Genomic DNA, 24,751 nt, shown 5'->3' with positions numbered 1-24,751 from the left:
CGACCCACCCATTCGAGTGCCATTCGAGTGAACGCGGACAGGAGCGGCCATGCCCACAGCCCGTCAGCAGACAGCTGAGCAGCTACAAAGGACAGATCCCCGTCTTCGCGGCGCACGCGGTCGGTCCTCCGCGCCCGTGCCGTCCCCCGTGCACGCCGAGCTCCTCCAGCCCTCAGGTGATTCCATGATCGGTCGTATTCCCGTCCTGGACGTCCGTCCTCTCGTCGACTGCGGCAGACGGGCGGCGAAGGCCGTCGTCGGTGAGACCTTCCAGGTCAGCGCCACCGTCTTCCGCGAAGGCCATGACGCGGTGGCCGCCAATGTCGTGCTGCGCGATCCGAGCGGACGGGTCGGGCCGTGGACCCCGATGCGCGAGCTGGCGCAGGGCACGGACCGGTGGGGGGCCGATGTCACTCCCACCTCCGAGGGCCGCTGGACGTACACGGTGGAGGCCTGGAGCGATCCGGTCACCACCTGGCGGCGCCACGCCGCGATCAAGATCCCGGCGGGCATCGACACGGATCTGGTCCTGGCGGAGGGCGCGGCGCTGCTGGAGCGGGCAGCGGCGGGCGTCCCGAAGAAGCACGGCCGCGAGGCGGTGCTGGCGTCGGTGGACGCGCTGCGCGCCCCGGCCCGCCCGCCGGCCGCCCGGCTGGCCGCCGCCCTGACCCCGGCCGCCGACGCGGTCCTGGCCCGGTATCCGCTGCGCGAACTGGTCACCCGTTCCAAGCCGCTGGCGGTGCGGGTGGAGCGCGAGCGGGCGCTGTTCGGGTCGTGGTACGAGCTGTTCCCGCGCTCGGAGGGCGCGAAGCGGGTGCCGGTGGACCCGGCGGACACCTCGCCGGACGCGGAGACGCGGCTGGTCAGCGGTACCTTCCGGACGGCCGCCGAGCGGCTGCCCGCGGTCGCCGCGATGGGGTTCGACGTCGTGTACCTGCCGCCGATCCACCCGATCGGGACGACCCACCGCAAGGGGCCGAACAACAGCCTGACGCCCGGGGAGCACGACCCGGGCGTGCCGTGGGCGATCGGTTCGCCGGACGGCGGGCACGACGCGGTCCACCCGGAGCTGGGGACGCTGGAGGACTTCGACCACTTCGTGTCGGTGGCCCGCAATCTGCGGATGGAGATCGCGCTGGACTTCGCGCTCCAGTGCTCGCCGGACCACCCGTGGGTCAAGGAGCACCCGGACTGGTTCCACCACCGCCCCGACGGTTCGATCGCGTACGCCGAGAACCCGCCGAAGAAGTACCAGGACATCTATCCGATCGCCTTCGACAAGGACATGCGCGGCCTGGTGGCGGAGACGGTACGCATCCTGCGTTTCTGGATGGACCGAGGCGTGCGGATCTTCCGGGTCGACAACCCGCACACCAAGCCGGTGGTCTTCTGGGAGAAGGTCATCGAGGAGATCAACGGCGCCGACCCCGACGTCGTCTTCCTGGCGGAGGCGTTCACCCGCCCGGCGATGATGCACACCCTGGGCGCGGTCGGCTTCCAGCAGTCGTACACGTACTTCACCTGGCGCGACACCAAGCGGGAACTCACGGAGTACGTCACGGAGCTGTCCGGCGAGGCCGCGTCGTACATGCGGCCCAACTTCTTCGTGAACACCCCCGACATCCTTCCCGGCTACCTCCAGGAGGGCGGCCGCCCGGCCTTCGAGGCACGGGCGGTGCTGGCCGCGACCCTGTCCCCGTCCTGGGGCGTGTACGCGGGATTCGAGCTGTGCGAGAACACTCCGGCCAAGCCGGGGAGCGAGGAGTACCTGCACTCGGAGAAGTACGAACTGCGCCCGAGGGACTGGGAGTCGGCGGAACGCGAGGGCCGCACGCTGACGCCCCTGATCACCTCGCTGAACCGGATCCGCCGGCGTAACCCCGCTCTGCGGCAGCTGCGCGACGTCCACTTCCACCACACCGACAACGAAGCGCTGATCGCCTACAGCAAGCGCTCCGGAACGAACACCGTTCTGGTGGTCGTGAACCTCGACCCGCACCACACCCAGGAGGCCACGGTCTCGTTGGACATGGAGCGGCTCGGCCTCTCATGGCACGAGCGCGTACCGGTGCGCGACGAGCTCACCGGCGATACCTACCACTGGGGCAGGACCTTCTATGTGCGCCTAGAGCCGGGCATCACGCCCGCGCACATCGCCGTCCTGCGACCGTCCCCGCCGACCGGAGGGTCACCCACACCATGATCGTCAATGAGCCTGTCCACGACACGTTCGAGGACACTCCCGCCAAGGACCGCGATCCCGACTGGTTCAAGCGTGCCGTCTTCTACGAGGTGCTCGTCCGGTCCTTCCAGGACTCCAACGGCGACGGAATCGGCGACCTCAAGGGCATCACCGCCAAGCTGGACTATCTCCAGTGGCTCGGTGTCGACTGCCTCTGGCTGCCGCCGTTCTTCAAGTCGCCGCTGCGCGACGGGGGTTACGACGTCTCCGACTACACCGCCGTCCTGCCGGAGTTCGGCGACCTCGCCGACTTCGTGGAGTTCGTGGACGCCTCGCACCAGCGGGGCATGCGCGTCATCATCGACTTCGTCATGAACCACACGAGCGATCAGCACGAGTGGTTCCAGCAGTCCCGCACCGACCCGGACGGGCCGTACGGCGACTACTACGTCTGGGCGGACGACGACAAGCAGTTCCAGGACGCCCGGATCATCTTCGTCGACACGGAGACGTCCAACTGGACCTTCGACCCGGTGCGCAAGCAGTACTACTGGCACCGCTTCTTCTCGCACCAGCCGGACCTCAACTACGAGAACCCCGCGGTCCAGGAGGAGATCCTGGCGGCCCTGCGCTTCTGGCTGGACCTGGGCATCGACGGCTTCCGGGTCGACGCGGTGCCCTACCTCTACCAGCGCGAGGGCACCAACTGCGAGAACCTCCCCGAGACCCATCACTTCCTCAAGCGGGTCCGCAAGGAGATCGACGCCAACTACCCGGACACCGTGCTGCTCGCCGAGGCCAACCAGTGGCCGGAGGACGTCGTCGACTACTTCGGCGACTACGAGCAGGGCGGGGACGAGTGCCACATGGCGTTCCACTTCCCCGTGATGCCGCGGATCTTCATGGCGGTGCGCCGCGAGAGCCGCTACCCGGTCTCCGAGATTCTGGCCAAGACCCCGGCGATCCCGAAGAACTGCCAGTGGGGCATCTTCCTGCGCAACCACGACGAGCTGACCCTCGAAATGGTCACGGACGAAGAACGCGACTACATGTACGCGGAGTACGCCAAGGACCCGCGGATGCGCGCCAACATCGGCATCCGACGGCGTCTGGCTCCGCTGCTGGACAACGACCGCAACCAGATCGAGCTGTTCACCGCCCTGCTGCTGTCGCTGCCCGGCTCCCCGATCCTCTACTACGGGGACGAGATCGGGATGGGCGACAACATCTGGCTGGGCGACCGGGACGCGGTGCGCACCCCGATGCAGTGGACGCCCGACCGCAACGCCGGGTTCTCCTCCAGCGATCCGGGGCGGCTCTACCTCCCCACGATCATGGACCCGGTCTACGGCTACCAGGTCACCAACGTCGAGGCGTCGATGGCCTCGCCGTCCTCGCTGCTGCACTGGACCCGCCGGATGATCGAGATCCGTAAGCAGAATCCGGCCTTCGGTCTCGGCGCGTACACCGAACTGCCCTCGTCCAACCCGGCGGTACTGGCGTTCACCCGCGAGTACAAGGACGATCTCGTCCTGTGCGTGCACAACTTCTCGCGGTTCGCACAGCCGACGGAACTCGACCTGCGATCGTTCAACGGACGTCATCCGGTGGAACTGATCGGCGGGGTACGCTTCCCGGCCATCGGCCAGTGGCCCTACCTCCTGACCCTTGCGGGACACGGCTTCTACTGGTTCCGGCTGCGCAAGGACGCGCCGCCGGCCTGATGCCGGTCCCGCCCCGTGCGGGTCGGTTTCCGCCGTCCCGCACGGGGCACCCTGACCCCATCGAAAGGCCTTGGGCCTTCACCCTTCCGGCGCCTTCGGCCTTCACCGTTCCGCCGTTCGAGTCCGTGGAGACGCTCCTCTCCCGACACGTCCCGCACAGCCGGACAGCCATTGCCGCAATCCGGGACACTCTTCGCATCCTGTGGTGTGCCCGGGGAAAGGACGCGATGCCATGTCGGAGGCTGCATCCACTCACGTCGCCCTGGCGAAGAGCACGAGGAACAGCGCAACGGCCGGAGTGACGAAGGACGGGAATCTGCTGCCGTCCCTCGCCCCGCTGCTCCACGCCTGGCTGCCCCGGCAGCGGTGGTTCGCCGGCAAGGGCCGGCCGGTCACCGGCTTCTCCCTGGTCTCCGCCACCGAGGTGCTGCCGCTGGACGGCACGGCGGGCCCGGGGCTGCTGCACCTGCTGGTGCGGGTCGAGCAGCCCTCCCAGCAGACCCGCCCGGCCGAGGACTGCTACCAGCTGCTCCTCGGTGCGAGAACGTCACTGCCACCTCACCTCGCGGGCGCCCTGATCGGCCGGGTCGAGCGGGGCCCGCTCGCCGGACGGGCCGTCTACGACGCGCTGCACGACCCGCGGCTGGCCGATCTGCTGCTGGAACGGTTCCGCCGCCCCGGGAGTCTCGGCTCGCTGCGCTTCCAGCGGACCGCCGCGATCCCGGCCGGTCTCGCGCCCCGGGTGCTGGACGCCGAACAGTCCAACTCCTCGCTCGTCTACGGGGACGCGTACATCCTCAAGATCTTCCGGCGGGTCTTCCCGGGCACCAACCCGGACCTGGAACTGCCGCTCGCCCTCAGCGGCGAGGGGTGTGAGCGGGTACCGGCCCCGGTCGCCTGGTTCGAGGCGCCAGGACCCGAACCGCTCACCCTCGGCGTCCTCCAGCCCTTCCTGCACGGAGCGCGCGACGGCTGGCAGCTCGCGCTGGGCGCGCTCGCCGCGGGCCGCGACTTCCTCACCGAGGCCCGGGCGCTGGGCCGGGCCACCGCCGAGGTCCACACCGCGCTCGCCGCCGCGCTGCCGACCCCCGCGCTGCACGGCACCCAGACACGGCAGCTCGTCTCCAGGATGACCCAGCGGCTGGAGGCCGCCGCCCAGGCGGTCCCCGCGCTCGTGCCGTACGTCCCCGGACTGCGCGCCGCGTTCGAGGCGGTGACCGACCTCGGGGTCCGGGGCAGCGGCTGGGCCCAGCAGCGGGTGCACGGCGATCTCCACCTCGGACAGACGCTGCGCTCCGCCGACGGGTTCTGGTCGCTGATCGACTTCGAGGGCGAACCGGCCCGCCCGCTCCCCGAGCGCCGCATGCCCGCGCCCCCGGTCCGTGATGTCGCGGGCATGCTGAGGTCCTTCGACTACGCGGCCCGCTCGCACCGCCCGTGGAACCCGGAGTGGGCGGCCCGCTGCCGCGCCGCCTACTGCGAGGGCTACGCGCAGGCGTCGGGGAGCGACCCGCGCTGCGAACCGGAGCTGCTGCGCGCCCATGAGACCGACAAGGCCGTGTACGAGGTGCTGTACGAGGCCCGGCACCGCCCCGACTGGCTGCCGGTTCCGATGGCGGCCATCCAGCGCCTGGCCCGGTCCGACGCGGCCTGAGCCGCACGCCCACCTGACTCCCCGCCACTCCACGCTTTCCCCCTTCACCCTCCGAGGAGGCAGTCCCTGTGACCGCCCGCAAGCCGTCCCGCAAGGGATCCCGCAAGACCGCCGAACTGCCCGCAGACGTGCCCGTCGAGATCCCTGCCGTAGCGCCGGCCGAGGCACCCGTCGAAGCCGCCGTCGACATGGCGGCGCCGCCGACACCCGCCACGACCACCACGAAGACCGCGACCGCCGGGCGCACCCGGCCCCGGCGCGCCGACGCGGGCCCGCCGCGGCCCCGGGAGGCCGGGGACGGCCAGGGCGCCCGCCCGGCGCCGGCGCTGGACGGCGCGGACCGCGGCCGGCTGCTGGCCGGCGACCATCACGCGCCGCACGACGTGCTCGGCGCGCACCCGGTCCCCGGCGGAGTGCTGGTACGGGCGCTTCGGCCGTTCGCCCGGTCCGTCACGGTGCTGGCGACCGGGCTGCGGGCCGAGCTGCACGACGAAGGCGACGGCTTCTTCTCCGGTGTGCTGCCGGTGCCGGAGGCCCCCGCGTACCGGCTCGAAGTGGCGTACGACGACAACGTCATCGAGGTGGAGGACCCGTACCGCTTCTGGCCCGCGATCGGCGAGCTCGATCTGCATCTGATCGGCGAGGGCCGCCACGAGGAGCTGTGGCGGGCGCTCGGCGCGGAGCCGATGGAGCACCAGGGGGTGGCCGGCACCCGGTTCACCCTCTGGGCGCCGAACGCGCGCGGCGTGCGCGTCACCGGTGACTTCACCTACTGGGACGGCACGGGCTTCCCGATGCGTTCGCTCGGCTCGACCGGGGTGTGGGAGCTGTTCCTGCCCGGGGTCGGCGAGGGCGCGCTGTACAAGTACGACATCTGCCGCCCGGACGGTTCGCACACGGTGCGGGCCGACCCGATGGCCCGGCGCACCGAGGTGCCGCCCGCGACCGCCTCGATCGTCACCGCGTCGCACCACGCGTGGCAGGACGCGGACTGGATGGCCCACCGGGGCGACCGGCCGGTCCACGAGGCCCCGTTCTCGGTGTACGAGGTGCATCTCGCCTCGTGGCGACCGGGGTTGACCTACCGTCAACTCGCCGCGCAGCTGCCGGCGTACGTGAAGGACCTGGGCTTCACGCATGTCGAGCTGATGCCGGTCTCCGAGCATCCCTTCGGTGGCTCCTGGGGATATCAGGTCACCGGTTTCTACGCGCCGACCTCGCGGATGGGCACCCCGGACGACTTCCGCTTCCTGGTGGACGCCCTGCACCGGGCGGGCATCGGCGTGATCATGGACTGGGTTCCGGCGCACTTCCCGCGCGACGACTGGGCGCTGGCCGAGTTCGACGGGCGGCCGCTGTACGAGCACTCCGACCCGCGGCGCGCGGCGCACCCGGACTGGGGGACGCTGGAGTTCGACTACGGCCGCACCGAGGTCCGCAACTTCCTCGTCGCCAACGCCACCTACTGGTGCGAGGAGTTCCACATCGACGGACTGCGGGTCGACGCGGTGGCCTCGATGCTCTACCTCGACTACTCACGAGAAGACGGCCAGTGGTCGCCCAACGAGTTCGGCGGCCGGGAGAACCTGGACGCGGTCGCCTTCCTCCAGGAGATGAACGCGACGGTCTACCGCCGCAACCCCGGTGTCGTCACCATCGCCGAGGAGTCCACCGCCTGGGACGGCGTCACCCGGCCCACCGACGGCGGGGGCCTGGGCTTCGGACTGAAGTGGAACATGGGCTGGATGCACGACTCGCTCCAGTACATCGCCAAGGAGCCGATCCACCGCAAGTACCACCACGACGAGATGACCTTCTCGATGGTGTACGCGTACAGCGAGAACTACGTGCTGCCGATCTCGCACGACGAGGTGGTGCACGGCAAGCAGGCGCTGGTGGCGAAGATGCCCGGCGACTGGTGGCAGCAGCGCGCCAACCACCGCGCCTACCTGGGCTTCATGTGGGCCCATCCCGGCAAGCAACTCCTCTTCATGGGACAGGAGTTCGCCCAGGGAGCGGAGTGGTCCGAGGGGCACGGCCCGGACTGGTGGCTGCTCGACCCCTCCTACGAGGCGTCCGGCGACCATCGCGGGGTGCGGGCCCTGGTCGGCGACCTGAACGCGGTGTACGGGGCGGTGCCCGCGTTGTGGCAGCGGGACACGGTGCCGGAGGGGTTCAGCTGGGTGGACGGCGGGGCGGCCGAGGACAACGTGTTCGCGTTCCTGCGGTACGACGCGGACGGCTCCCCGCTGCTGGCGGTCTCCCACTTCTCCCCGGCGGTCCGGAGCGACTACCGCCTCGGGGTGCCGGAGACCGGTACGGAGGGCTGGGTGGAGGTGCTGAACACCGACGCCGCCCGGTACGGCGGTGGCGACGTGCGCAACGAGGAGCCGCTCAAGGCGGAGGCGGTGCCCGCGCACGGCCGCCCGTGCAGCATCTCGCTCACGCTGCCGCCGCTGGCCACAGTGTGGTTCCGCCCGGCGTAGCCCGCCCGGCGGGCAGGACCGGGGCCCGTACCGCGTCGGTGGTGGACGCGGTACGGGCCCTCCCCCGCAGCCGGCGGGTCAGTGATCGGCGGCGATCACCTCGACGATGCTCGACCAGGAGTCGGGGCCGTGGCCCTTGGCGATCGCCCGGTCGGTGACGCCCTTGAGGGCGGCGAGCTGCGAGACGTCCAGGCCGCGGTCCTTCGCGGTGTGCAGGATGTGGTCGACGCTGGCCGCCATCATGGCGAGGTTCGCGCCCTCGCCCGTGTACGAGCGCGTGTCGATGTCCTGCGCCGTGTACGCGGCGATCGGCGGCAGGATGCCCGCGATCGTGTTGAGGTACGGGGCGAGCGACGCTCCGTCGATGCCCTCCGCGCGGGCCAGCGCGAAGGCGTGGACGAGGCCGCCCATGGCCCCGTAGAAGAAGTCCAGCATCGCCATGTCGTAGGCGGCGGCGAGCCCGTGGTCCTCGCCGAGGAAGGTGGCGGGTGCGCCGAGCGCCTTGAGGGTGGACTCGTGCGCCTCGAACGCGGCCCGGTCGCCGGAGTGGAACACCAGTGCGTCCGCCGAGCCGACCACGTCGACCGGCACCATGATCGCCCCGTCGAGGTACGCCAGGGAGTGCTTCTCGGCCCAGGCGGCGGTCCTCCGCGACCGGGCCGGGGTGTCCGAGGTGAGGTTGACCAGGACCCGTCCCTCCAGTGCCCCGGCCAGCGGCTCCAGGACCGCGTCAGAGGCGTCGTAGTCGACGAGGCAGACCACGACGAGCCCGCTCGCCCGCACGGCCTCCTCGGCGGACGCGGCCCGCACCCCGCCCAGGGAGACGACGTCCTCGCCCTTCTCGGGAGAGCGGTTCCAGACGGTGGTGGGGTGGCCGGCGGCCACGAAGGCACGGGCCAGGGAGCGGCCCATGTCACCGAGGCCGAGGACGGTGACGGGGGTGAGGTCGGAGGTGGGGGCAGTGGTCGTGTTCGCTCGCGTCATGGGGATCATGCTGGGCGGGCGAAGAGCTCCTGACCAGAACCCACTTGACTGTCAGATACGCACTTCCCGGAAAGTGTCCAGGTCGGTGGGGTTCAGGTCGGGGGCGGTTCAGGTCGGGGGCGGTTCAGCTCTGTGCGATCAGGGGCGGTCCGGGCCGGTGTGGTCAGGGGCGGTTCGGGTGGGTGGGGGCGGCCGGGGCGAGGACGTCCTCCAACTCCTGGAGCAGCCTCCGCTTCGGCCGGGCGCCGACGATCGACTTCACCGGCTCACCCGCCCGGAAGACCATCAGGGTGGGTGTCGCCAGCACGCCGTACCGGACGGTGATCCCGGATTCGCGGTCGACGTCGAGCTGGACGATCCTGATCCGGTCGGCCTCCTGGCGGGCGATCTCTCCCAGCACGGGGGCGAGTTGGCGGCAGGGGCCGCACCAGTCGGCGGTGAACTGGACCAGCACGGGCAGCGTCGATTCCAGCACCTCCGCCTCGAAGGTCTCCTCGGTGACGTCGGTGACGCCTTCGGTACGGATCATGGGTGTCCTCCCAGTTCGCAGAGGGGCTCCGGTCCACCGGGCAGGGCGGCCGACGCCTCCAGTTCGGCTCGGGCGAGCTGGGTGCCGACCTCGGCGCGCACCGACGTGAGCTGGCCGATCAGGGCGTCCAGCTCGTCGAGCTTGCGCCGGTAGCCGGCGAGCGAGGCGGGACAGGAGTCCCCGGCCGGGTGACCGGCGCGCAGGCAGTCGACGAAGGGCCTGGTCTCCTCCAGGTCGAACCCGAAGTCCTGAAGGGTCCGGATCTGGAGGAGGAGACGCAGGTCGCCCTCGTCGTAACTGCGGTAGCCGTTCTCCGCGCGCCGCGCGGGCAGCAGCCCGCGCGACTCGTAATAGCGGAGCGTCCGCGTCGTCATCCCGGCTCGTCTCGCCAGCTCCCCGATTCGCATGGGACGAACGTATTCCTTGACGCCGACGTCAACGCAAGGGCGTGGGCGTGGGCGTGGGCGTCGGCGTCGGCGTCGGCGTCGGCGTCGGACCAGGTCGGCGGCGTCGAGCCGGGGCGTCCGTGGCCGACCGGGAGGAGGACCGCGCCGTCAGTCGGCGCGGGCCGCCGTCCGCCGCCGTACGGCCCAGATGATGCCGCCGCCCGCGGCGACCGCCGCGGCCGCCATGCCGACGAGCGGGGCGGTGGAGTCCGAGCCGGTCGCGGCGAGGTTGCCGCCGGCCGTCTGCGGGGTCGCGCCGCCGGCCGTCGAGCCGCCCGTGTCGGCGGAGCCGCCGGTGGTGCCGGTGGTGCCGGTGGTGCCGGCCCCGCCCACGGTGCTCGTGGAGCCGGTGGAGCCGGAGCCTCCGGTGGACGAGGAACCGCCCGTACCCCCCGTACCGCCGGTGGAGCCCGAGGTGTCCGACTCCTTGCCGGTGTCGATCACGATCTGCGCGGTGTCATTGGCCGCGTTCCGGTCGAAGGGGCGCTCCTGCCCACTGAAGGAGACCTCGCCGGTGGTGCGGCCGACCGCCTTGTCGATGCGCAGGACGAAGGGGTAGCTCTCGCCCCCGTCCACATCCACCCAGGACTGCGAGGTCCCGCAGCGGTAGTGCGTCTTGGTGACCGCGTCGCAGTATCCGTGCGCCTTGACGACGGACGTGCCCTTCGGGATGCGGATGTCGACGGTGGTCACGCTCTGGTCGATCTTCCCCTGCACCCGGGCGGGGCCCTTGTTGGCGAACTTCACCATCGCGTCGACCTTGTCGCCGACCTTCCCCTTCAGCTCGGCGCCGGTCAGGCCGAAGTCGGCGGTGTTCGCCGCGGTGACGTCGGCCTCGGCGGTCGGTTCGGGGTGGTTCTTCCGGTCGGCGTCGGTGGCGGGGCCCTTCTCCACGAGGGTGAGCGGGTCGCCGGTGCCCTGGACCGGGTCGGTGGAGCCGCTGTCGCCCTGGTCCGGGTCCGGCTCGGTGACGCCCAGCGTCACCCGCAGATCGTCGTTGAGCGCGGAGTCGAGCGCCTTGAGGGAGAGCGGCTTCTCCGTGCCGTAGACGACGCCCGGCTTCAGCGGCTGGTCGATCTTGCAGGCGGCGACGTGGGAGTCGGGCATCTCGTCGTGGGAGGGGATCGTGTAGTAGCTGCAGTTCTTGTACATCTCGTCGGCCTGGAGACCGGGTGACACGGCGTACGTCACGTAGGAGACGGGCACCTCCTCCGTTCCCTTGTTGAGGAACGTCAGGGGCGTGGAGAACGCACTGCCGGCCTGAACCCCCTTGATCGGTGCGATCGTTCCGACGCCGAGGTCCGGCTCCGGCTCGGCGGCGAGCGCCGGTACGGCGCCCAGCGCCACCATCGCTGCGGCGGCTGCGGCGGCGGTCCCGCCGCGCAGGGTACGGCTGCGGGAAGGGGGGAAGCGCATGGAAGTCCTTCGGTCGTGGGGGCTCGTGGGCGGAGTGCGGTCCTGCACCTCTCAAGACCGGTGCAGGACGAGGAGGGTTGTGCGGTCAGGAGCGGTCGTGACAGAACACGGACACAAGGCACCCGTACCGGACACGGAAACCGAGGACACCCGTACCGGGGGTACGGGTGTCCTCGGGTGGGGGGCCGCAGTGGCTGTGAGGGGGTGGAGGCGGGGCGTCGGGTCAGACCTTCGCGGGCTGCTCCGCGGTGTCCCGCTGCTCGGGGACCTCGCCCGGGCCGCCTGCCGGGGCGTGGTCGTCGACGAGGGTCTTCTCGTCGAACGGGACCCGGCCGGCCAGCACCTCGTCGACCCGGTCCTTGTCGATCTCCTTGGTCCAGTGGCCGACCAGCACCGTGGCGACCGCGTTGCCCGCGAAGTTCGTCAGCGCGCGGGCCTCACTCATGAAGCGGTCGATGCCGACGATCAGGCCGACGCCGTCGACGAGCTCGGGGCGGTGCGACTGGAGTCCGCCGGCCAGGGTCGCCAGGCCCGCGCCGGTCACACCCGCCGCGCCCTTCGAGGCGATGACCATGAAGACCAGCAGCGAGATCTGCTCGCTCGCGCTCAGCGGGTCGCCCATCGCGTTGGCGATGAACAGCGAGGACATCGTGAGGTAGATCGCGGTGCCGTCGAGGTTGAAGGAGTAGCCGGTCGGCACGGTGATGCCGACGACGGGCTTGCTGACGCCGAGGTGCTCCATCTTCGCGATCAGCCGCGGCAGGGCCGACTCGGAGGAGGAGGTGGACAGGATGAGCAGGAACTCGCGGCCCAGGTACTTCAGCAGCGAGAACAGGTTGACCCCGGCGACCAGGCGCAGGATCGCGCCGAGCACCACGAAGACGAACAGCGCGCAGGTGACGTAGAACCCGATCATGATGATCGCCAGGGACTTCAGGGCGTCGAGGCCCGTCTCGCCGACCACCGCGGCGATGGCGCCGAACGCGCCGACCGGGGCGGCCCACATGATCATGGCGAGGATGCGGAAGACGAGGCGCTGGATGTGGGTGATGCCGCGGATGATCGGCTCGCCGGTCGAGCCCATCGCCTGGAGCGCGAAGCCCGCGAGCAGCGCGACGAGCAGGGTCTGGAGGACCTCGCCCGCGGTGAAGGCGGAGACGATCGTGGTCGGGATGATGCCGAGCAGGAAGTCCACGGTGGACTCGCTCGCACCCGACGCCTGCGCCTCACCGGCGGCCCGCGCCTGCTCGGTGATGTGGAGGGTGGAGCCGGGCTCCAGGACGTTGCCGACGAGCAGGCCGATGGCGAGGGCCACGGTCGACATGACCAGGAAGTAGCCCAGCGCGAGGCCGCCGACCGCGCCGACCTTGGCGGCCTTGCGCACCGAGCCGACGCCCAGGACGATCGTGCAGAAGATGATCGGCGAGATCATCATCTTGATCAGGTTCACGAAACCGGCGCCGATGGGCTTCAGCTCGACGGCCACCCCGGGGGCGGCGAAGCCCACCAGGATGCCGAGCGCCACGGCGGCGATCACGGCGATGTACAGGTAGTGGGTTCGGTCCCGTTGTTTGGCTGCCACAGCCATGGTGGGGCTCCTGGGCTCGGTGGGCTCGCGCCCCCGTCCCTGGGGGCTTCGGTGACTATCCACCGCCCTGTGACCCCGGTCACCCTTGCGTTCATATCGTTCACAGTCGCTTTCCGGCCACCCGGGGCAGCCCCGGTGGGGCCAGGCAGACTGTGGGGTATGCGCCTCCCCCGTGCCCTCCCCCGATCCCTGGCGGGCCAGCTCTTCGCCATGCAGGTCGTGCTGATCGCCGCGGTGGTGGCCGGGTGCGCCGTCTTCGCGTACGTCTCGGGCAGCGCGCAGGCCGAGGAGACGGCCGCGCGGCAGGTGCGGGTGGCGGCGCTGGCGGTGGCCGACTCCCCTTCCGTGCGGGAGGCCATCCGCACCCCGGACCCGTCCGCGGCGCTCCAGCCGTACGCGGAACGGGTGCGCGAGGACACCGGGATCGCCTTCGTCACGATCATGAACACCGAGCGGGTCCGCTGGACGCACCCGGACACCGAACAGATCGGGGACACCTTCCTCGGGAACACCGCGAAGGCCCTGCGCGGGCAGACCTTCACCGAGACGTACACCGGCACACTGGGCCCCTCGATACGGGTGGTGACCCCGATCCGCGACCACGGGCGGATCGTCGGCCTGGTCAGCGCGGGCATCACCGTGGACCGGGTCTCCTCCCAGGTACGGGACCAGCTCGGCGCGCTCGCGCTGGCGGCGGGCGGGGCGCTGGCGCTCGGCGGGATCGGCACGTACGTGGTCAACGCCCGGCTGCGGCGGCACACCCACGGGATGAACGCGGCCGAGCTGAGCCGACTGCACGACTACCACCAGGCCACCCTGCACGCGGTGCGCGAGGGGCTGCTGATGCTCGACGGGCGGCGGCGGGTCGCGCTGATCAACGACGCCGGGCGGGAGCTGCTGGGTCTGGACCGGGACACGGAGGCAGTCGGCCGTACGGTCGACGAACTGGCCCTGCCCGCTCCGCTGACCGGGGCGCTGCTGGCGTCCGAGGCGCGGGTGGACGAGCTGCATCTGACGGCGGAGCGGGTCGTCGTGGTCAACACCCGTCCGGTGGTGGGTGGTGAGCGGCGCGGCACGGTGGTGACCCTGCGGGACCACACCGAGTTGCAGGCGCTGACCGGTGAGCTGGACTCCGAGCGCGGTTTCACGCAGGCGCTGCGGTCCCAGGCCCACGAGGCGGCGAACCGGCTGCACACCGTGGTGTCGCTGATCGAGCTGGGCCGGGTGGAGGAGGCGGTGGACTTCGCGACGGCGGAGCTGGAGCTGGCGCAGGTGCTGACCGACCGGGTGGTGGGGGCGGTGGAGGAGCCGGTGCTGGCGGCGCTGCTGCTCGGCAAGGCGGCCCAGGCGAACGAGCGGGGCGTGGAGCTGGTGCTCGCGGAGGACAGCCTGATCGACGACGGGGCGCTGCCGCCCTCACTGGCCCAGCGCGATCTGGTGACGATCCTGGGCAATCTGATCGACAACGCGGTGGAGGCGGCTTCGGAAGGCGCCGACGACGGATCGGGCGACGGTCCCGCGACGGTGCCGGCGCCCCGGGCGCCCGGAGGCCAGGCAGGGCGGGCCCGAGTCACCGTGACCGCGCTCGCCGACGAGCGGGAGTTGCTGCTGCGGGTCACGGACACGGGCGCGGGCATCGGCCCGGAGGCGGCGGACGAGGTGTTCCGGCGCGGCTGGTCGACGCACGGGGCGGGGCGCGGGCTCGGTCTGGCGCTGGTGCGGCAGGCGGCGTGCCGCAACGGGGGCACGGTGCAGCTCGACGCGGGTCCGGACGGCGGCGCGCGGTTCACCGTACGGCTGCCGCTTCCGGCCCGGCCGCCGGCGGGTTCGCGGCCCACGCCCGGGTCCGCGCACACGCCCGGGTCCGCGCACGAGGAGGTCACGTCATGATCCGGGTCCTGGTGGTGGAGGACGATCCGGTGGCCGCCGACGCCCACCAGATGTACGTCGAGCGGGTGGAGGGCTTCACGGTCACGGCGGTGGCGCACACCCGGGCGGCGGCGGTGCGGGCGCTGGAGAGGACGCCGGTGGATCTGCTGCTGCTCGACCTCTATCTGCCCGACGGGCACGGACTCGGGCTGCTGCGCTCGCTGCGCGCCTCCGGCCACGGGGCGGACGTGATCGCGGTGACCTCGGCGCGGGATCTCGCGGTGGTGCGCGAGGGGGTGTCGCTCGGCGTCGTGCAGTACGTGCTGAAGCCGTTCACGTACCCCACGCTGCGGGACCGGCTGGTGCGGTACGCGGAGTTCCGGGCCGCCGCCGGGGAGGCGAGCGGGCAGGAAGAGGTGGACCGGGCGCTGGGCGCGTTGCGGGTCGCGCATCCGGCCGCGCTGCCCAAGGGGCTCAGCGGCCCGACGCTGGAGGCCGTGACCCGGGTGCTGAAGGAGTCGCCGGAAGGGGTGACGGCGGCGGCCGCCGGGGAGCGGCTGGGCATGTCGCGGATCACGGCCCGGCGGTATCTGGAGCACCTGGTGACCGTCGGCAGCGCCGCGAGGCGTCCGCATTATGGGCAGGTCGGCCGACCGGAACTGCACTACCGCTGGCTGGCCTCGGGACGCTGACCGGCCGCGGCCGGAGCGGCCGACAAGCGCTTGCCGGTCGGTTTCCCGGCCGGGGCGCGCCTCTGCGGAGGAGCAAAAGAAAGCGCTGGTGGGACGCTGTTCACGTACCGCCCGCCCGGTTCGTGGCTGGAGGTTCCTACGAAGCGTGATCTGTGGGGAACCTACCGTAGCCAGGGCGCACATGGACTTCTACGGTGGGCCCGTGCACCCCACCCCGCCGTTCAACGCCCCCGCCGCGCGCCGTCTCCGCGAGGCTCTGGGGATGGCTCCCGGCCATGTCGCCTACGGGCTAGCCGCCCAGTACGGACTCCGGATCAGCGCAGAGACCGTCATCGCCTGGGAGCGCGGCCTCGCGACGCCCGGGGAGCGTGAGCTGACCGCCCTCGCCGGCGTCCTCTGGTGCGCTCCCGGGGAACTGCTGGCAGCCGCCGCCACACTGCGCGAGCACCGGATGACCCGGGAACTGACCGTGGACGACCTGGCCCGGCTGCTGGGGATGACGGGCGCCTCGTACCTGCGGATGGAGGAGTCGGGGCGCTGGCGGGGCAACGAGAAGCAGTCGGCGGCCCTGTGCCGGGCGCTGGAGCTGACGGCCGCGCAGTTCCTGACGGCGACGGGCCGCGACGCGGAGCTGGCGGAGCTGCTGAGCAGCGCGGTCACCACGCGCTGGCAGGCGTACGTCCGCCCGGTCGCCAAGATCGTCCCGCTGGACCGGGCGCTGATCCAGGACGTGCTGGAGCGGCTGCACGCCGACTACCAGGCCCTGATGGTCTCCACGCTGAGCTGGAGCAGCACCGGCCAGGAACGCGCCGGGTCGACGGGCGACGCGGGCCGGGCGTTCCTGTCCCGGGTGGTGGACCAGTTCTGGCGGACCGCCGGGGTGTGACCCCGCACGGGCCGCCCGTGCGGCCCGTGCGGCCCGTGCGGTTGCGGAGGGCCTGCCGCTGCAGGGAGCACGACGGCCGGAAGGGCGGCTAGAAGACCGACTCGGCCTCGTACATCCGCTCGGCGGGGACCCTCTTCAGCTGGGTGACGGCGTCGGCGAGCGGGACCATGGCGATGTCGTTGCCGCGCAGGGCGGTCATCCGGCCGAAGTCGCCGCGGTGCACGGCCTCCACGGCGTTCCAGCCGAAGCGGGTGGCGAGCACCCGGTCGTACGCGGTCGGCGTGCCGCCGCGCTGGACATGGCCGAGAATCACCGGCCGGGCCTCCTTGCCGAGCCGGGTCTCCAGCTCGATGGCCAGGCGGTTGCCGATGCCCTGGAAGCGCTCGTGGCCGTACTGGTCGATCTCGCCCTTGGCGTACGGCATGGAGCCCTCCGCCGGGTGCGCGCCCTCGGCGACGCAGACGACGGCGAACTTCTTGCCGCGCGCGAACCGCTCCTCGACCATCTTGACCAGGTCGTCGACCTGGAAGGGGCGCTCGGGCAGGCAGATGCCGTGGGCGCCGCCGGCCATCCCGGACTCCAGCGCGATCCAGCCCGCGTGCCGGCCCATGACCTCGACGACCATCACGCGCTGGTGGGACTCGGCGGTGGTCTTGAGACGGTCTATGGCCTCGGTGGCGACGCCCACCGCCGTGTCGAACCCGAAGGTCCGGTCGGTGGAGGAGATGTCGTTGTCGATGGTCTTCGGGACGCCGACGACCGGCATGCCCGCGTCGGAGAGCATGCGGGCCGCGGTGAGCGTGCCCTCGCCGCCGATCGGGATGAGCGCGTCGATGCCGTAGCGGCGGGACAGCTCCTCGCAGTTCTCGGCGGCCTCGCGCAGCCGGTCGCGCTCCAGGCGGGCCGAGCCGAGGATGGTGCCGCCGCGGGCGAGGATGCCGCTGACCGCGTTGAGGTCGAGGGGGCGGAAGTGGCCGTCGAGCAGCCCCTTGAAGCCGTCCTCGAAGCCGATGACCTCGTCGCCGTGGCCGACCACGGCCCGGTGGACGACCGACCGGATCACTGCGTTCAGGCCGGGGCAGTCGCCGCCCGCGGTGAGAATTCCGATGCGCATCGAGGTGTGTCTCCTGCTCGCTAGTCGCGCTTTTCCGGGAGACCGACCGTGGCGGCCCCCGTGCCCTGAACCAGGACGATTGTCCCACGCCCGGCGCGGACCCCGCGCTTTCGGCCGGGTCCAGGGGGTAGGAGGCCCTCTCGGACGGGGGCGCGCGTCGCCGCCGGGGCGATACCTCCGGCGGGCGGCATAGCGGCCCCCGCAGGTATCGTCAAGAGGCAATGCAGGCCAATGCCGCACCCGGCGGATCACCGGGCTGGCACGGGGGCATCACCGCACGGCGGGCGGACCACGGGCCGCGGCACCGAACACGAGGACGGGAGAGCACGCGTGGCGCGCAGCGTGTACGTGACCGGGATCGACCGGGGGGACGGCCGGCAGGTCGTCGAGCTGGGAGTCATGGAGCTTCTGACGCGTCAGGTGGACCGGGTCGGCGTGTTCCGACCGCTGGTCCACGACGGACCCGACCGGCTCTACGAGCTGCTCCGGGCCCGCTACCGGCTCTCCCAGAGCCCGGCCTCCGTCTACGGCCTGGACTACCACGAGGCCTCCGCCGTGCAGGCGGAGAAGGGCACGGACGAGCTGGTCTCCCGGCTCGTCGAGCGCTTCCACCAGGTGGCCCGCGACTACGAGGTGGTCCTGGTCCTGGGCAGCGACTTCGCCGCCACCCAGCTCCCCGACGAGCTGGCGCTGAACGCCCGGCTGGCCAACGAGTTCGGGGCGTCGGTGATCGCCGTGGTCGGGGGCAAGGGGCAGAACGCGGAGTCCGTCCGCGCCGAGACCCGTAACGCGTACCGCGCCTACGCGGGCCTCGGCTGCGACGTGCTGGCCATGGTGGTGAACCGGGTCGCCGCCGAGGACCGCGAGACGATCGCGGAGCGGCTCGCGGCACGGCTGCCGGTGCCCGTCTCCGTCCTGCCGGACGACCCGGCGCTCTCCGCGCCCACCGTCGCCCAGATCACCGCGGCGCTGGACGGCACGGTGCTGCTCGGCGACGACTCGGGGCTCGCGCGCGACGCGCTGGACTTCGTGTTCGGCGGGGCCATGCTGCCGAACCTGCTGAACGCGCTGACCCCCGGCTGTCTGGTGGTCACCCCCGGGGACCGGGCGGACCTGGTGGTGGGTTCGCTGGCCGCGCACAGCGCGGGCACCCCGCCCATCGCGGGCGTGCTGCTGACCCTGAACGAGCGCCCGGGCGAGGAGATACTCACGCTGGCCGCCCGGCTCGCACCGGGGACCCCGGTCGTGTCGGTGGCCGGCGGATCCTTCCCCACCGCCGGGGAACTCTTCGCCCTCGAAGGGAAGTTGAACGCGGCGACGCCCCGCAAGGCGGAGACCGCCCTCGGCCTGTTCGAGCGCCACGTCGACACCGCCGCCCTCCTCGACCGGATCTCGGTGGCCCGCAGCGGACGCGTCACGCCGATGATGTTCGAACACGAGCTGCTGGAGCAGGCCCGCTCCGACCGCAAGCGCGTGGTGCTGCCGGAAGGCGCCGAGGAGCGGGTGCTGCGCGCCGCCGACGTACTGCTGCGCCGGGACGTCTGCGACCTCACGCTGCTCGGCGACGTGGACGTGATCCGCAAGAAGGCCGCCGACCTCGGCATCGACCTCGCGGACACCCAGCTGATCGACCCGCACACCTCGGAGCTGCGGGGGGCCTTCGCCGAGCGGTACGCCGAACTGCGCGCGCACCGCGGGGTGACGGTGGAGCTGGCGCACGACGTGGTGGCGGACGTGAACTACTTCGGCACGCTGATGGTGCGGGAGGGTCTCGCCGACGGGATGGTGTCCGGGTCGGTGCACTCCACGGCGGCCACGATCCGCCCGGCCTTCGAGATCATCAAGACGAAGCCCGACGCCAGGATCGTGTCGTCCGTCTTCTTCATGTGCCTGGCCGACAAGGTCCTCGTGTACGGCGACTGCGCCGTCAACCCGGACCCGGACGCGGAGCAGCTCGCGGACATCGCGGTGCAGTCGGCGGTGACCGCGGCCCGGTTCGGCGTGGAGCCCCGGATCGCGATGCTGTCGTACTCCACCGGGACCTCCGGCTCCGGCGCGGACGTCGACAAGGTGCGCGAGGCCACCGAGCGGGTGCGTGCGGAGCGGCCCGAGCTGCGGGTGGAGGGGCCGATCCAGTACGACGCGGCGGTCGAGCCGTCCGTCGCGGCGACGAAACTCCCCGGCTCCGAGGTGGCGGGCCAGGCCACCGTGCTGATCTTCCCGGACCTGAACACCGGCAACAACACCTACAAGGCCGTGCAGCGCTCGGCGGGCGCGGTGGCGGTCGGCCCGGTGCTCCAGGGCCTGCGCAAGCCGGTCAACGACCTGTCGCGCGGCGCACTCGTCCAGGACATCGTCAACACCGTGGCGATCACCGCGATCCAGGCGCAGGGCGAGGAGCGCCCCGCATGACGACACCCACTCCCCCGGCCACTGACTCCGGAAACGAAAGCACGGCAGCCCCTGTGGAACCGCACCGCGTCCTCGTCCTCAACTCCGGCTCGTCGTCGGTCAAGTACCAGCTCCTCGACATGCGCGACCGCTCCCGGCTGGCCTCGGGCCTGGTCGAGCGGATCGGCGAGGAGACCTCGCGCCTGGTGCACACGCCGCTGACCGGCGGTGTTACCGAGCCCCGCGAACGTACGGGCCGGATCGCGGACCACGACGCGGCGCTCAAGGCGGCGGCCGAGGAGCTGGCGGCGGACGGCCTCGGCCTCGACTCCCCCGAACTCGCCGCGATCGGGCACCGGGTGGTGCACGGCGGGCTGAGGTTCAGCGCGCCGACCGTGATCACCGACGAGGTGCTGAAGGAGATCGAGCGCCTCGTCCCGGTCGCACCGCTGCACAACCCGGCGAACATCACGGGCATCGTCACGGCGCGGGCCCTGCGGCCGGACCTGCCGCAGGTCGCGGTCTTCGACACGGCGTTCCACACGACGATGCCGGAGGCGGCAGCGCGGTACGCGATCGACGTGGAGACCGCCGACGCCCACCGCATCCGCCGCTACGGCTTCCACGGCACCTCGCACGCGTACGTCTCCCGGAAGACGGCCGAGCTGCTGGGCCGGGCCCCCGAGGACGTGAACGTCATCGTGCTGCACCTGGGCAACGGGGCGTCCGCGTCGGCGGTCGCGGGCGGGCGGTGCGTGGACACCTCCATGGGGCTGACGCCCTTGGAAGGGCTCGTGATGGGTACGCGCTCCGGGGACATCGATCCGGCGGTCACCTTCCACCTGAAGCGGGTGGCGGGCATGTCGGCCGACGACATCGACGTCCTGCTGAACAAGAAGAGCGGGCTGGTCGGGCTGTGCGGCGACAACGACATGCGGGTGATCCGCCGCCGGATCGACGAGGGTGACGAGCGGGCCGCGCTGGCCTTCGACATCTACGTCCACCGGCTGAAGAAGTACATCGGCGCCTACACGGCGGTGCTCGGCCGGGTGGACGCGGTGACGTTCACGGCGGGGGTCGGGGAGAACGCGGCCCCGGTGCGGGAAGCTGCCATCGCGGGCCTGGAGGAGCTGGGCATGGCGGTGGACGCCTCGCTCAACGCCGTACGGTCCGGAGAGCCGCGGCTGATCTCGCCGGAGTACGCCCGGGTGGCGGTCGCCGTGGTACCGACGGACGAGGAGCTGGAGATCGCCGACCAGACGTTCGCCCTCGTCGGCCGACCGTAGCCCGCGGGGATCGGAGGGGTCGACAACTGAGCACCCCCGCGCCCCTTTGTACCTTCCACCAGACGGAATATTCCGCAGCGAAACAAACCGATAGGATCCGCCTCATGCGCCGTTCCAAAATCGTCTGCACCCTCGGTCCCGCCGTCGACTCCCATGAGCAGCTCGTCGCTCTGATCGAGGCCGGCATGAGCGTGGCCCGTTTCAACTTCAGCCACGGTACCCACGAGGAACACCAGGGCCGTTACGACCGTGTCCGCAAGGCGGCCGCCGAGACCGGCCGCGCGGTGGGCGTGCTCGCCGACCTCCAGGGTCCCAAGATCCGGCTGGCGAAGTTCGCCGAGGGCCCGGTCGAGCTGGTCCGCGGGGACGAGTTCACCATCACCTCCGAGGACGTCCCCGGCGACAAGTCGATCTGCGGCACGACCTACAAGGGTCTGCCCGGCGACGTCGTCAAGGGCGACCCGATCCTGATCAACGACGGCAACGTCGAACTGAAGGTCGTCGCGGTCGAGGGCCCCCGGGTGAGGACCATCGTCATCGAGGGCGGTGTCATCTCCGACCACAAGGGCATCAACCTGCCCGGCGCGGCGGTCAACGTCCCCGCCCTGTCCGGGAAGGACGTCGATGACCTGCGCTTCGCGCTGCGGATGGGCTGCGACCTGGTCGCCCTCTCCTTCGTCCGGGACGCCGAGGACGTCAAGGACGTCCACAAGGTGATGGACGAGGAGGGCCGCCGGGCCCCCGTCATCGCCAAGGTGGAGAAGCCGCAGGCCGTCGAGCACATGGAGGGCGTCGTCGCGGCGTTCGACGGTGTGATGGTGGCCCGCGGCGACCTGGCCGTCGAGTACCCGCTGGAGAAGGTCCCGATGGTGCAGAAGCGCCTGGTGGAGCTGTGCCGGCGGAACGCCAAGCCGGTGATCGTGGCGACCCAGATGATGGAGTCGATGATCACCAACTCCCGGCCGACCCGCGCCGAGGCCTCGGACGTCGCCAACGCGATCCTGGACGGCGCGGACGCGGTCATGCTCTCCGCCGAGTCCTCGGTGGGCGCCTACCCGATCGAGACGGTCAAGACGATGGCGAAGATCGTCGTCGCGGCGGAGGAGGAGCTGCTCTCCAAGGGTCTCCAGCCGCTGGTCCCCGGCAAGAAGCCCCGTACGCAGGGCGGTTCGGTGGCCCGCGCCGCCTGCGAGATCGCGGACTTCCTGGACGGCAAGGCCCTGGTCGCCTTCACCCAGTCCGGCGACACCGCCCGCCGCCTCTCCCGCTACCGCACGGCCCAGCCGATCCTGGCCTTCACCACGGACGAGGCCACCCGCAACCAGCTCGCCCTGAGCTGGGGCGTCGAGTCGCACGTCGTCCCGCACGCGGACAACACCGACGCGATGGTCGACCTGGTCGACGCGGAGCTGCTGAAGCTGAACCGCTACAACGACGGCGACACGATGATCATCACCGCCGGCTCGCCCCCCGGCATCCCCGGCACCACCAACATGGTCCGGGTGCACCACCTGGGCGGCGGGCGGGACTGACGTACCCCGCACCGACAGGGCCGTGGGCCGTACTCCTGGTGAGGAGTACGGCCCACGGCCCTGTGCGGCTCCCGGCCGGGACCGGGGGGCGGGCGGCTGTCAGCCGTTGCCGCCGTCGAGGTAGTTCTTCAGCCCCGGAACGGTGAGCGTGCCGCCGAACTGGCCGGCCTGGACCACCTTCACCTTGGTGAAGAAGGCGAAGGGGACGTTCAGCGGCGGCGGGGTTTCCGGGCTGAAGGTGATCGGGATGAGACCGAAGAGGTTGCCCTTCAGCTCCTCGGTGTACATCGTCACCTCGCCGTCGCGGATCGTCGACGTGGATCCGGGCCGCGACTTCACATGGCCGGTCGTGCCCGCGGGGCCGACGGTCAGCTGGTGCAGGTCCTTGATGTCGATGGAACCGGCGGTGAACTTGAGCACCTTCTTGACGCTGCCGTCCGCCTTCTTCACCTCGACGATGCCGTGGTAGTCCAGGCCGTTGAGGGTGAGCAGCGTCGACTCCAGGATCCACGGGTCGGACGGGAGCAGCGGCATGCCGGGCTCCAGTTCGGCCGCGGCGAGCGCGTCCGGGTCGGGCTCGGGGCACGGGAAGCGGGGTTTGGCGCCATCCGGGATGGCCTCGTCCTTCTTGGGGTCGAGTCCCTTGACGTCCTCGTCGAGTTCCTCGACGTCCTTGCCCGCCCTCTCGGCCGCCTCGCGGATGGCGTCGGCCGTCTTGCCGGACGTCTCCCTCGCCTTGTCCGCCGCACTCCCGGCCGGGTCTTTCGGCTCGTCGGAAGGCTTCGGGGGCTCGGTCGTCGGGCTCGGGGACGGACCGGCCGGCTTCTCGGTCCCGGCCTCGTCGGCAGGCCCGTCGAAGAGGTCCTTGAGCGCGTCGCCGACCCCGAGCGGGTCCAGCGGGTTCTTCGACCGCGTGGGCGTCGGGGTCGCGGAGGGCGCCTCGGCGGGCGTCTCCCCGGCGGACCGCGCCGGCTTGCCGGCGTCCGCGTCGGGCTTCGCCCCGTCGGCGGAACCGCCGGCCGAGGGCGTCGGCGTGGCGGCGTCGTCGCCGGGCTTCGCGTCCTTGTCGGCCTCGTCCTTCGCCGTGGCCGACGGGGACGGGGTGGCCTCCGGCGACTCGGACTCGCTCGGCTCGTCGGACCGGGTGACGCACGGTCCGGGCGCGAACGGGATGTCGGCACGGTCGTCGGCCAGGGCCAGCTTGGGCGTCAGCCCCATGCCCACGAAGACCGCCGTCGGCATCGCGGCGAGGGCCAGGGCCTTCTTGCCGCTCGGCAGGTGCAGCTTGGTCAGCAGCGACTTCCTGGGGGCCGCGTGACGGGGGCCCGTGCGCTCGCGGAGGCCGTCGCCGGGGTGGGCGTTCATCTGCTGCCCGTCGTCACCCCGCACGATGCCTCCCGCCGTCGGCGTCGGCAGCCAGCTCGTAGCCGCCGCCCTGCTGCGGCACGGCCGCGGCGTGCGACTCGCCCGCGGAGCGCTCCTCCTCGGGGTGCTCGGCGAGCGGGGTCCCGTCGGCGTCCTCCGGCTTGCCCGGGGCCCAGGAAACGGACATGGCTCCGCCGACGAGGGCGAGGGCGAATCCGATGACGAAGCCGCCGATGTTGGCGACGGGGATGGAGATCAGCGCGAGCAGGATGGCCGCGACACCGGCGAAGACCCGCACGATGCTGTGGTACCACATCGTCAGACCGAGCGTGATCAGCAGGACCCCGATGATCAGGGATCCGGCGCCGGCCGTGGTGGACATGGCCAGCGTCATGTTGCCGAGCGTCATGCTGGCATACGGGAAGTAGGCGATGGGGATGCCACCGGCCATGGTGAACAGTCCGGCCCAGAACGGCCGGTGACCCCGCCAGGCGCGGAAGCGTCGCCGAATGACGCGGATGTAGTGCTCGTTCTGCCCTGTGGACTCGGGGCTCATGGAAAACAGCTCCCTGGAACCGGTACTGCCGTGAGATGGGGAGGGTGGGTG

General features: G+C 71.6%; 18 protein-coding genes. 10 read left to right on the top strand and 8 right to left on the bottom strand.

The features are described from left to right. Positions 1-184: 184 nt before the first annotated feature. The 4 genes from ACH4RG_RS09315 to glgB all read left to right on the top strand — a co-directional run bounded on the left by ACH4RG_RS09315 (position 185) and on the right by glgB (position 8,046). Positions 185-2,203 carry an alpha-1,4-glucan--maltose-1-phosphate maltosyltransferase gene (locus ACH4RG_RS09315; protein ID WP_398539311.1) on the top strand — a complete coding sequence of 673 codons (2,019 nt, stop codon included), beginning with the start codon at positions 185-187 and terminating at the stop codon, positions 2,201-2,203. Further along, entirely contained in the window at positions 2,200-3,906 is a 1,707-nt protein-coding gene (gene treS, locus ACH4RG_RS09310) for a maltose alpha-D-glucosyltransferase (protein ID WP_397924271.1), read from the top strand. Before ACH4RG_RS09315 ends, treS begins: the two co-directional genes overlap by 4 nt. Positions 3,907-4,138: 232 nt before the next feature. Next, entirely contained in the window at positions 4,139-5,560 is a 1,422-nt protein-coding gene (locus ACH4RG_RS09305) for a phosphotransferase (RefSeq protein ID WP_398161117.1), read from the top strand. A 68-nt stretch (positions 5,561-5,628) separates the two neighbouring features. Further along, complete coding sequence (gene glgB, locus ACH4RG_RS09300) at positions 5,629-8,046, top strand: 1,4-alpha-glucan branching enzyme (protein WP_398161119.1); 2,418 nt, start codon at positions 5,629-5,631, stop codon at positions 8,044-8,046. Positions 8,047-8,124: 78 nt separating this feature from the next. On the opposite strand, the gene ACH4RG_RS09295 is transcribed toward glgB, so the two are convergent. The 5 genes from ACH4RG_RS09295 to ACH4RG_RS09275 form a co-directional block, all read right to left on the bottom strand. After that, entirely contained in the window at positions 8,125-9,030 is a 906-nt protein-coding gene (locus ACH4RG_RS09295; protein WP_397928899.1) for an NAD(P)-dependent oxidoreductase, read from the bottom strand. A 163-nt stretch (positions 9,031-9,193) separates the two neighbouring features. Continuing rightward, positions 9,194-9,559 carry a thioredoxin gene (gene trxA / locus ACH4RG_RS09290; protein WP_397924279.1) on the bottom strand — a complete coding sequence of 122 codons (366 nt, stop codon included), beginning with the start codon at positions 9,557-9,559 and terminating at the stop codon, positions 9,194-9,196. After that, positions 9,556-9,966 (bottom strand): MerR family transcriptional regulator, encoded by a 411-nt coding sequence (locus ACH4RG_RS09285; protein ID WP_397924281.1) that lies wholly within the window; start codon positions 9,964-9,966, stop codon positions 9,556-9,558. The genes trxA and ACH4RG_RS09285 overlap by 4 nt, the downstream gene beginning before the upstream one ends. Before the next feature lie 147 nt (positions 9,967-10,113). After that, entirely contained in the window at positions 10,114-11,421 is a 1,308-nt protein-coding gene (locus ACH4RG_RS09280; RefSeq protein ID WP_397928902.1) for an LAETG motif-containing sortase-dependent surface protein, read from the bottom strand. A 223-nt stretch (positions 11,422-11,644) separates the two neighbouring features. Next, entirely contained in the window at positions 11,645-13,009 is a 1,365-nt protein-coding gene (locus ACH4RG_RS09275; RefSeq protein ID WP_397924285.1) for a cation:dicarboxylate symporter family transporter, read from the bottom strand. Between the two features lie 159 nt (positions 13,010-13,168). Here ACH4RG_RS09275 and ACH4RG_RS09270 point away from each other — a divergent pair, with 159 nt between their 5' ends. The 3 genes from ACH4RG_RS09270 (at position 13,169) to ACH4RG_RS09260 (ending at position 16,456) form a co-directional block, all read left to right on the top strand. Next, positions 13,169-14,899 (top strand): ATP-binding protein, encoded by a 1,731-nt coding sequence (locus tag ACH4RG_RS09270; RefSeq protein WP_398539310.1) that lies wholly within the window; start codon positions 13,169-13,171, stop codon positions 14,897-14,899. Next, on the top strand, positions 14,896-15,570 hold the full coding sequence (locus ACH4RG_RS09265) for a response regulator (protein WP_397924289.1): 675 nt from the start codon (positions 14,896-14,898) through the stop codon (positions 15,568-15,570). The genes ACH4RG_RS09270 and ACH4RG_RS09265 overlap by 4 nt, the downstream gene beginning before the upstream one ends. 181 nt (positions 15,571-15,751) lie before the next feature. Beyond that, positions 15,752-16,456 carry a helix-turn-helix domain-containing protein gene (locus ACH4RG_RS09260; RefSeq protein ID WP_397924291.1) on the top strand — a complete coding sequence of 235 codons (705 nt, stop codon included), beginning with the start codon at positions 15,752-15,754 and terminating at the stop codon, positions 16,454-16,456. Between the two features lie 88 nt (positions 16,457-16,544). Here the strand turns inward: ACH4RG_RS09260 and ACH4RG_RS09255 are convergent, their stop codons facing one another. Continuing rightward, entirely contained in the window at positions 16,545-17,570 is a 1,026-nt protein-coding gene (locus ACH4RG_RS09255; RefSeq protein WP_397924293.1) for an ATP-dependent 6-phosphofructokinase, read from the bottom strand. Positions 17,571-17,900: 330 nt separating this feature from the next. Here ACH4RG_RS09255 and pta point away from each other — a divergent pair, with 330 nt between their 5' ends. From pta to pyk, 3 genes are all read left to right on the top strand, one after another. Beyond that, positions 17,901-19,982, top strand: coding sequence for a phosphate acetyltransferase (gene pta, locus ACH4RG_RS09250; RefSeq protein WP_397924295.1), 2,082 nt, complete (start codon positions 17,901-17,903; stop codon positions 19,980-19,982). Positions 19,983-20,035: 53 nt separating this feature from the next. Continuing rightward, on the top strand, positions 20,036-21,247 hold the full coding sequence (locus ACH4RG_RS09245) for an acetate kinase (RefSeq protein WP_397924327.1): 1,212 nt from the start codon (positions 20,036-20,038) through the stop codon (positions 21,245-21,247). A 104-nt stretch (positions 21,248-21,351) separates the two neighbouring features. After that, a complete protein-coding gene (gene pyk, locus ACH4RG_RS09240; RefSeq protein ID WP_398539309.1) occupies positions 21,352-22,779 on the top strand; it encodes a pyruvate kinase in 1,428 nt (475 codons plus the stop codon). A 99-nt stretch (positions 22,780-22,878) separates the two neighbouring features. Here pyk and ACH4RG_RS09235 read toward each other — a convergent pair whose 3' ends face one another. After that, positions 22,879-24,168, bottom strand: a complete 1,290-nt coding sequence (locus tag ACH4RG_RS09235) for a hypothetical protein (protein ID WP_398539308.1) — start codon at positions 24,166-24,168, stop codon at positions 22,879-22,881. Further along, positions 24,158-24,700 (bottom strand): DUF6114 domain-containing protein, encoded by a 543-nt coding sequence (locus ACH4RG_RS09230; protein WP_398161121.1) that lies wholly within the window; start codon positions 24,698-24,700, stop codon positions 24,158-24,160. The genes ACH4RG_RS09235 and ACH4RG_RS09230 overlap by 11 nt, the downstream gene beginning before the upstream one ends. Between the last annotated feature and the right edge of the window lie 51 nt (positions 24,701-24,751).

This window comes from Streptomyces sp. NPDC021019, assembly GCF_044333295.1.
In the GTDB taxonomy this organism is placed as follows: Bacteria; Actinomycetota; Actinomycetes; order Streptomycetales; family Streptomycetaceae; genus Streptomyces.
Note: the sequence above shows the minus strand (reverse complement) of the source record. Positions and strands in the feature narration are given on the sequence as shown.

Coding starts and splice junctions, on each gene's coding strand:
- ACH4RG_RS09315 (WP_398539311.1), top strand. CDS start 185: ATGATCGGTCGTATTCCCGTCCTGGACGTCCGTCCTCTCGTCGACTGC.
- treS (WP_397924271.1), top strand. CDS start 2,200: ATGATCGTCAATGAGCCTGTCCACGACACGTTCGAGGACACTCCCGCC.
- ACH4RG_RS09305 (WP_398161117.1), top strand. CDS start 4,139: ATGTCGGAGGCTGCATCCACTCACGTCGCCCTGGCGAAGAGCACGAGG.
- ACH4RG_RS09295 (WP_397928899.1), bottom strand. CDS start 9,030: ATGACGCGAGCGAACACGACCACTGCCCCCACCTCCGACCTCACCCCC.
- trxA (WP_397924279.1), bottom strand. CDS start 9,559: ATGATCCGTACCGAAGGCGTCACCGACGTCACCGAGGAGACCTTCGAG.
- ACH4RG_RS09285 (WP_397924281.1), bottom strand. CDS start 9,966: ATGCGAATCGGGGAGCTGGCGAGACGAGCCGGGATGACGACGCGGACG.
- ACH4RG_RS09280 (WP_397928902.1), bottom strand. CDS start 11,421: ATGCGCTTCCCCCCTTCCCGCAGCCGTACCCTGCGCGGCGGGACCGCC.
- ACH4RG_RS09275 (WP_397924285.1), bottom strand. CDS start 13,009: ATGGCTGTGGCAGCCAAACAACGGGACCGAACCCACTACCTGTACATC.
- ACH4RG_RS09270 (WP_398539310.1), top strand. CDS start 13,169: ATGCGCCTCCCCCGTGCCCTCCCCCGATCCCTGGCGGGCCAGCTCTTC.
- ACH4RG_RS09265 (WP_397924289.1), top strand. CDS start 14,896: ATGATCCGGGTCCTGGTGGTGGAGGACGATCCGGTGGCCGCCGACGCC.
- ACH4RG_RS09260 (WP_397924291.1), top strand. CDS start 15,752: ATGGACTTCTACGGTGGGCCCGTGCACCCCACCCCGCCGTTCAACGCC.
- ACH4RG_RS09255 (WP_397924293.1), bottom strand. CDS start 17,570: ATGCGCATCGGAATTCTCACCGCGGGCGGCGACTGCCCCGGCCTGAAC.
- pyk (WP_398539309.1), top strand. CDS start 21,352: ATGCGCCGTTCCAAAATCGTCTGCACCCTCGGTCCCGCCGTCGACTCC.
- ACH4RG_RS09230 (WP_398161121.1), bottom strand. CDS start 24,700: ATGAGCCCCGAGTCCACAGGGCAGAACGAGCACTACATCCGCGTCATT.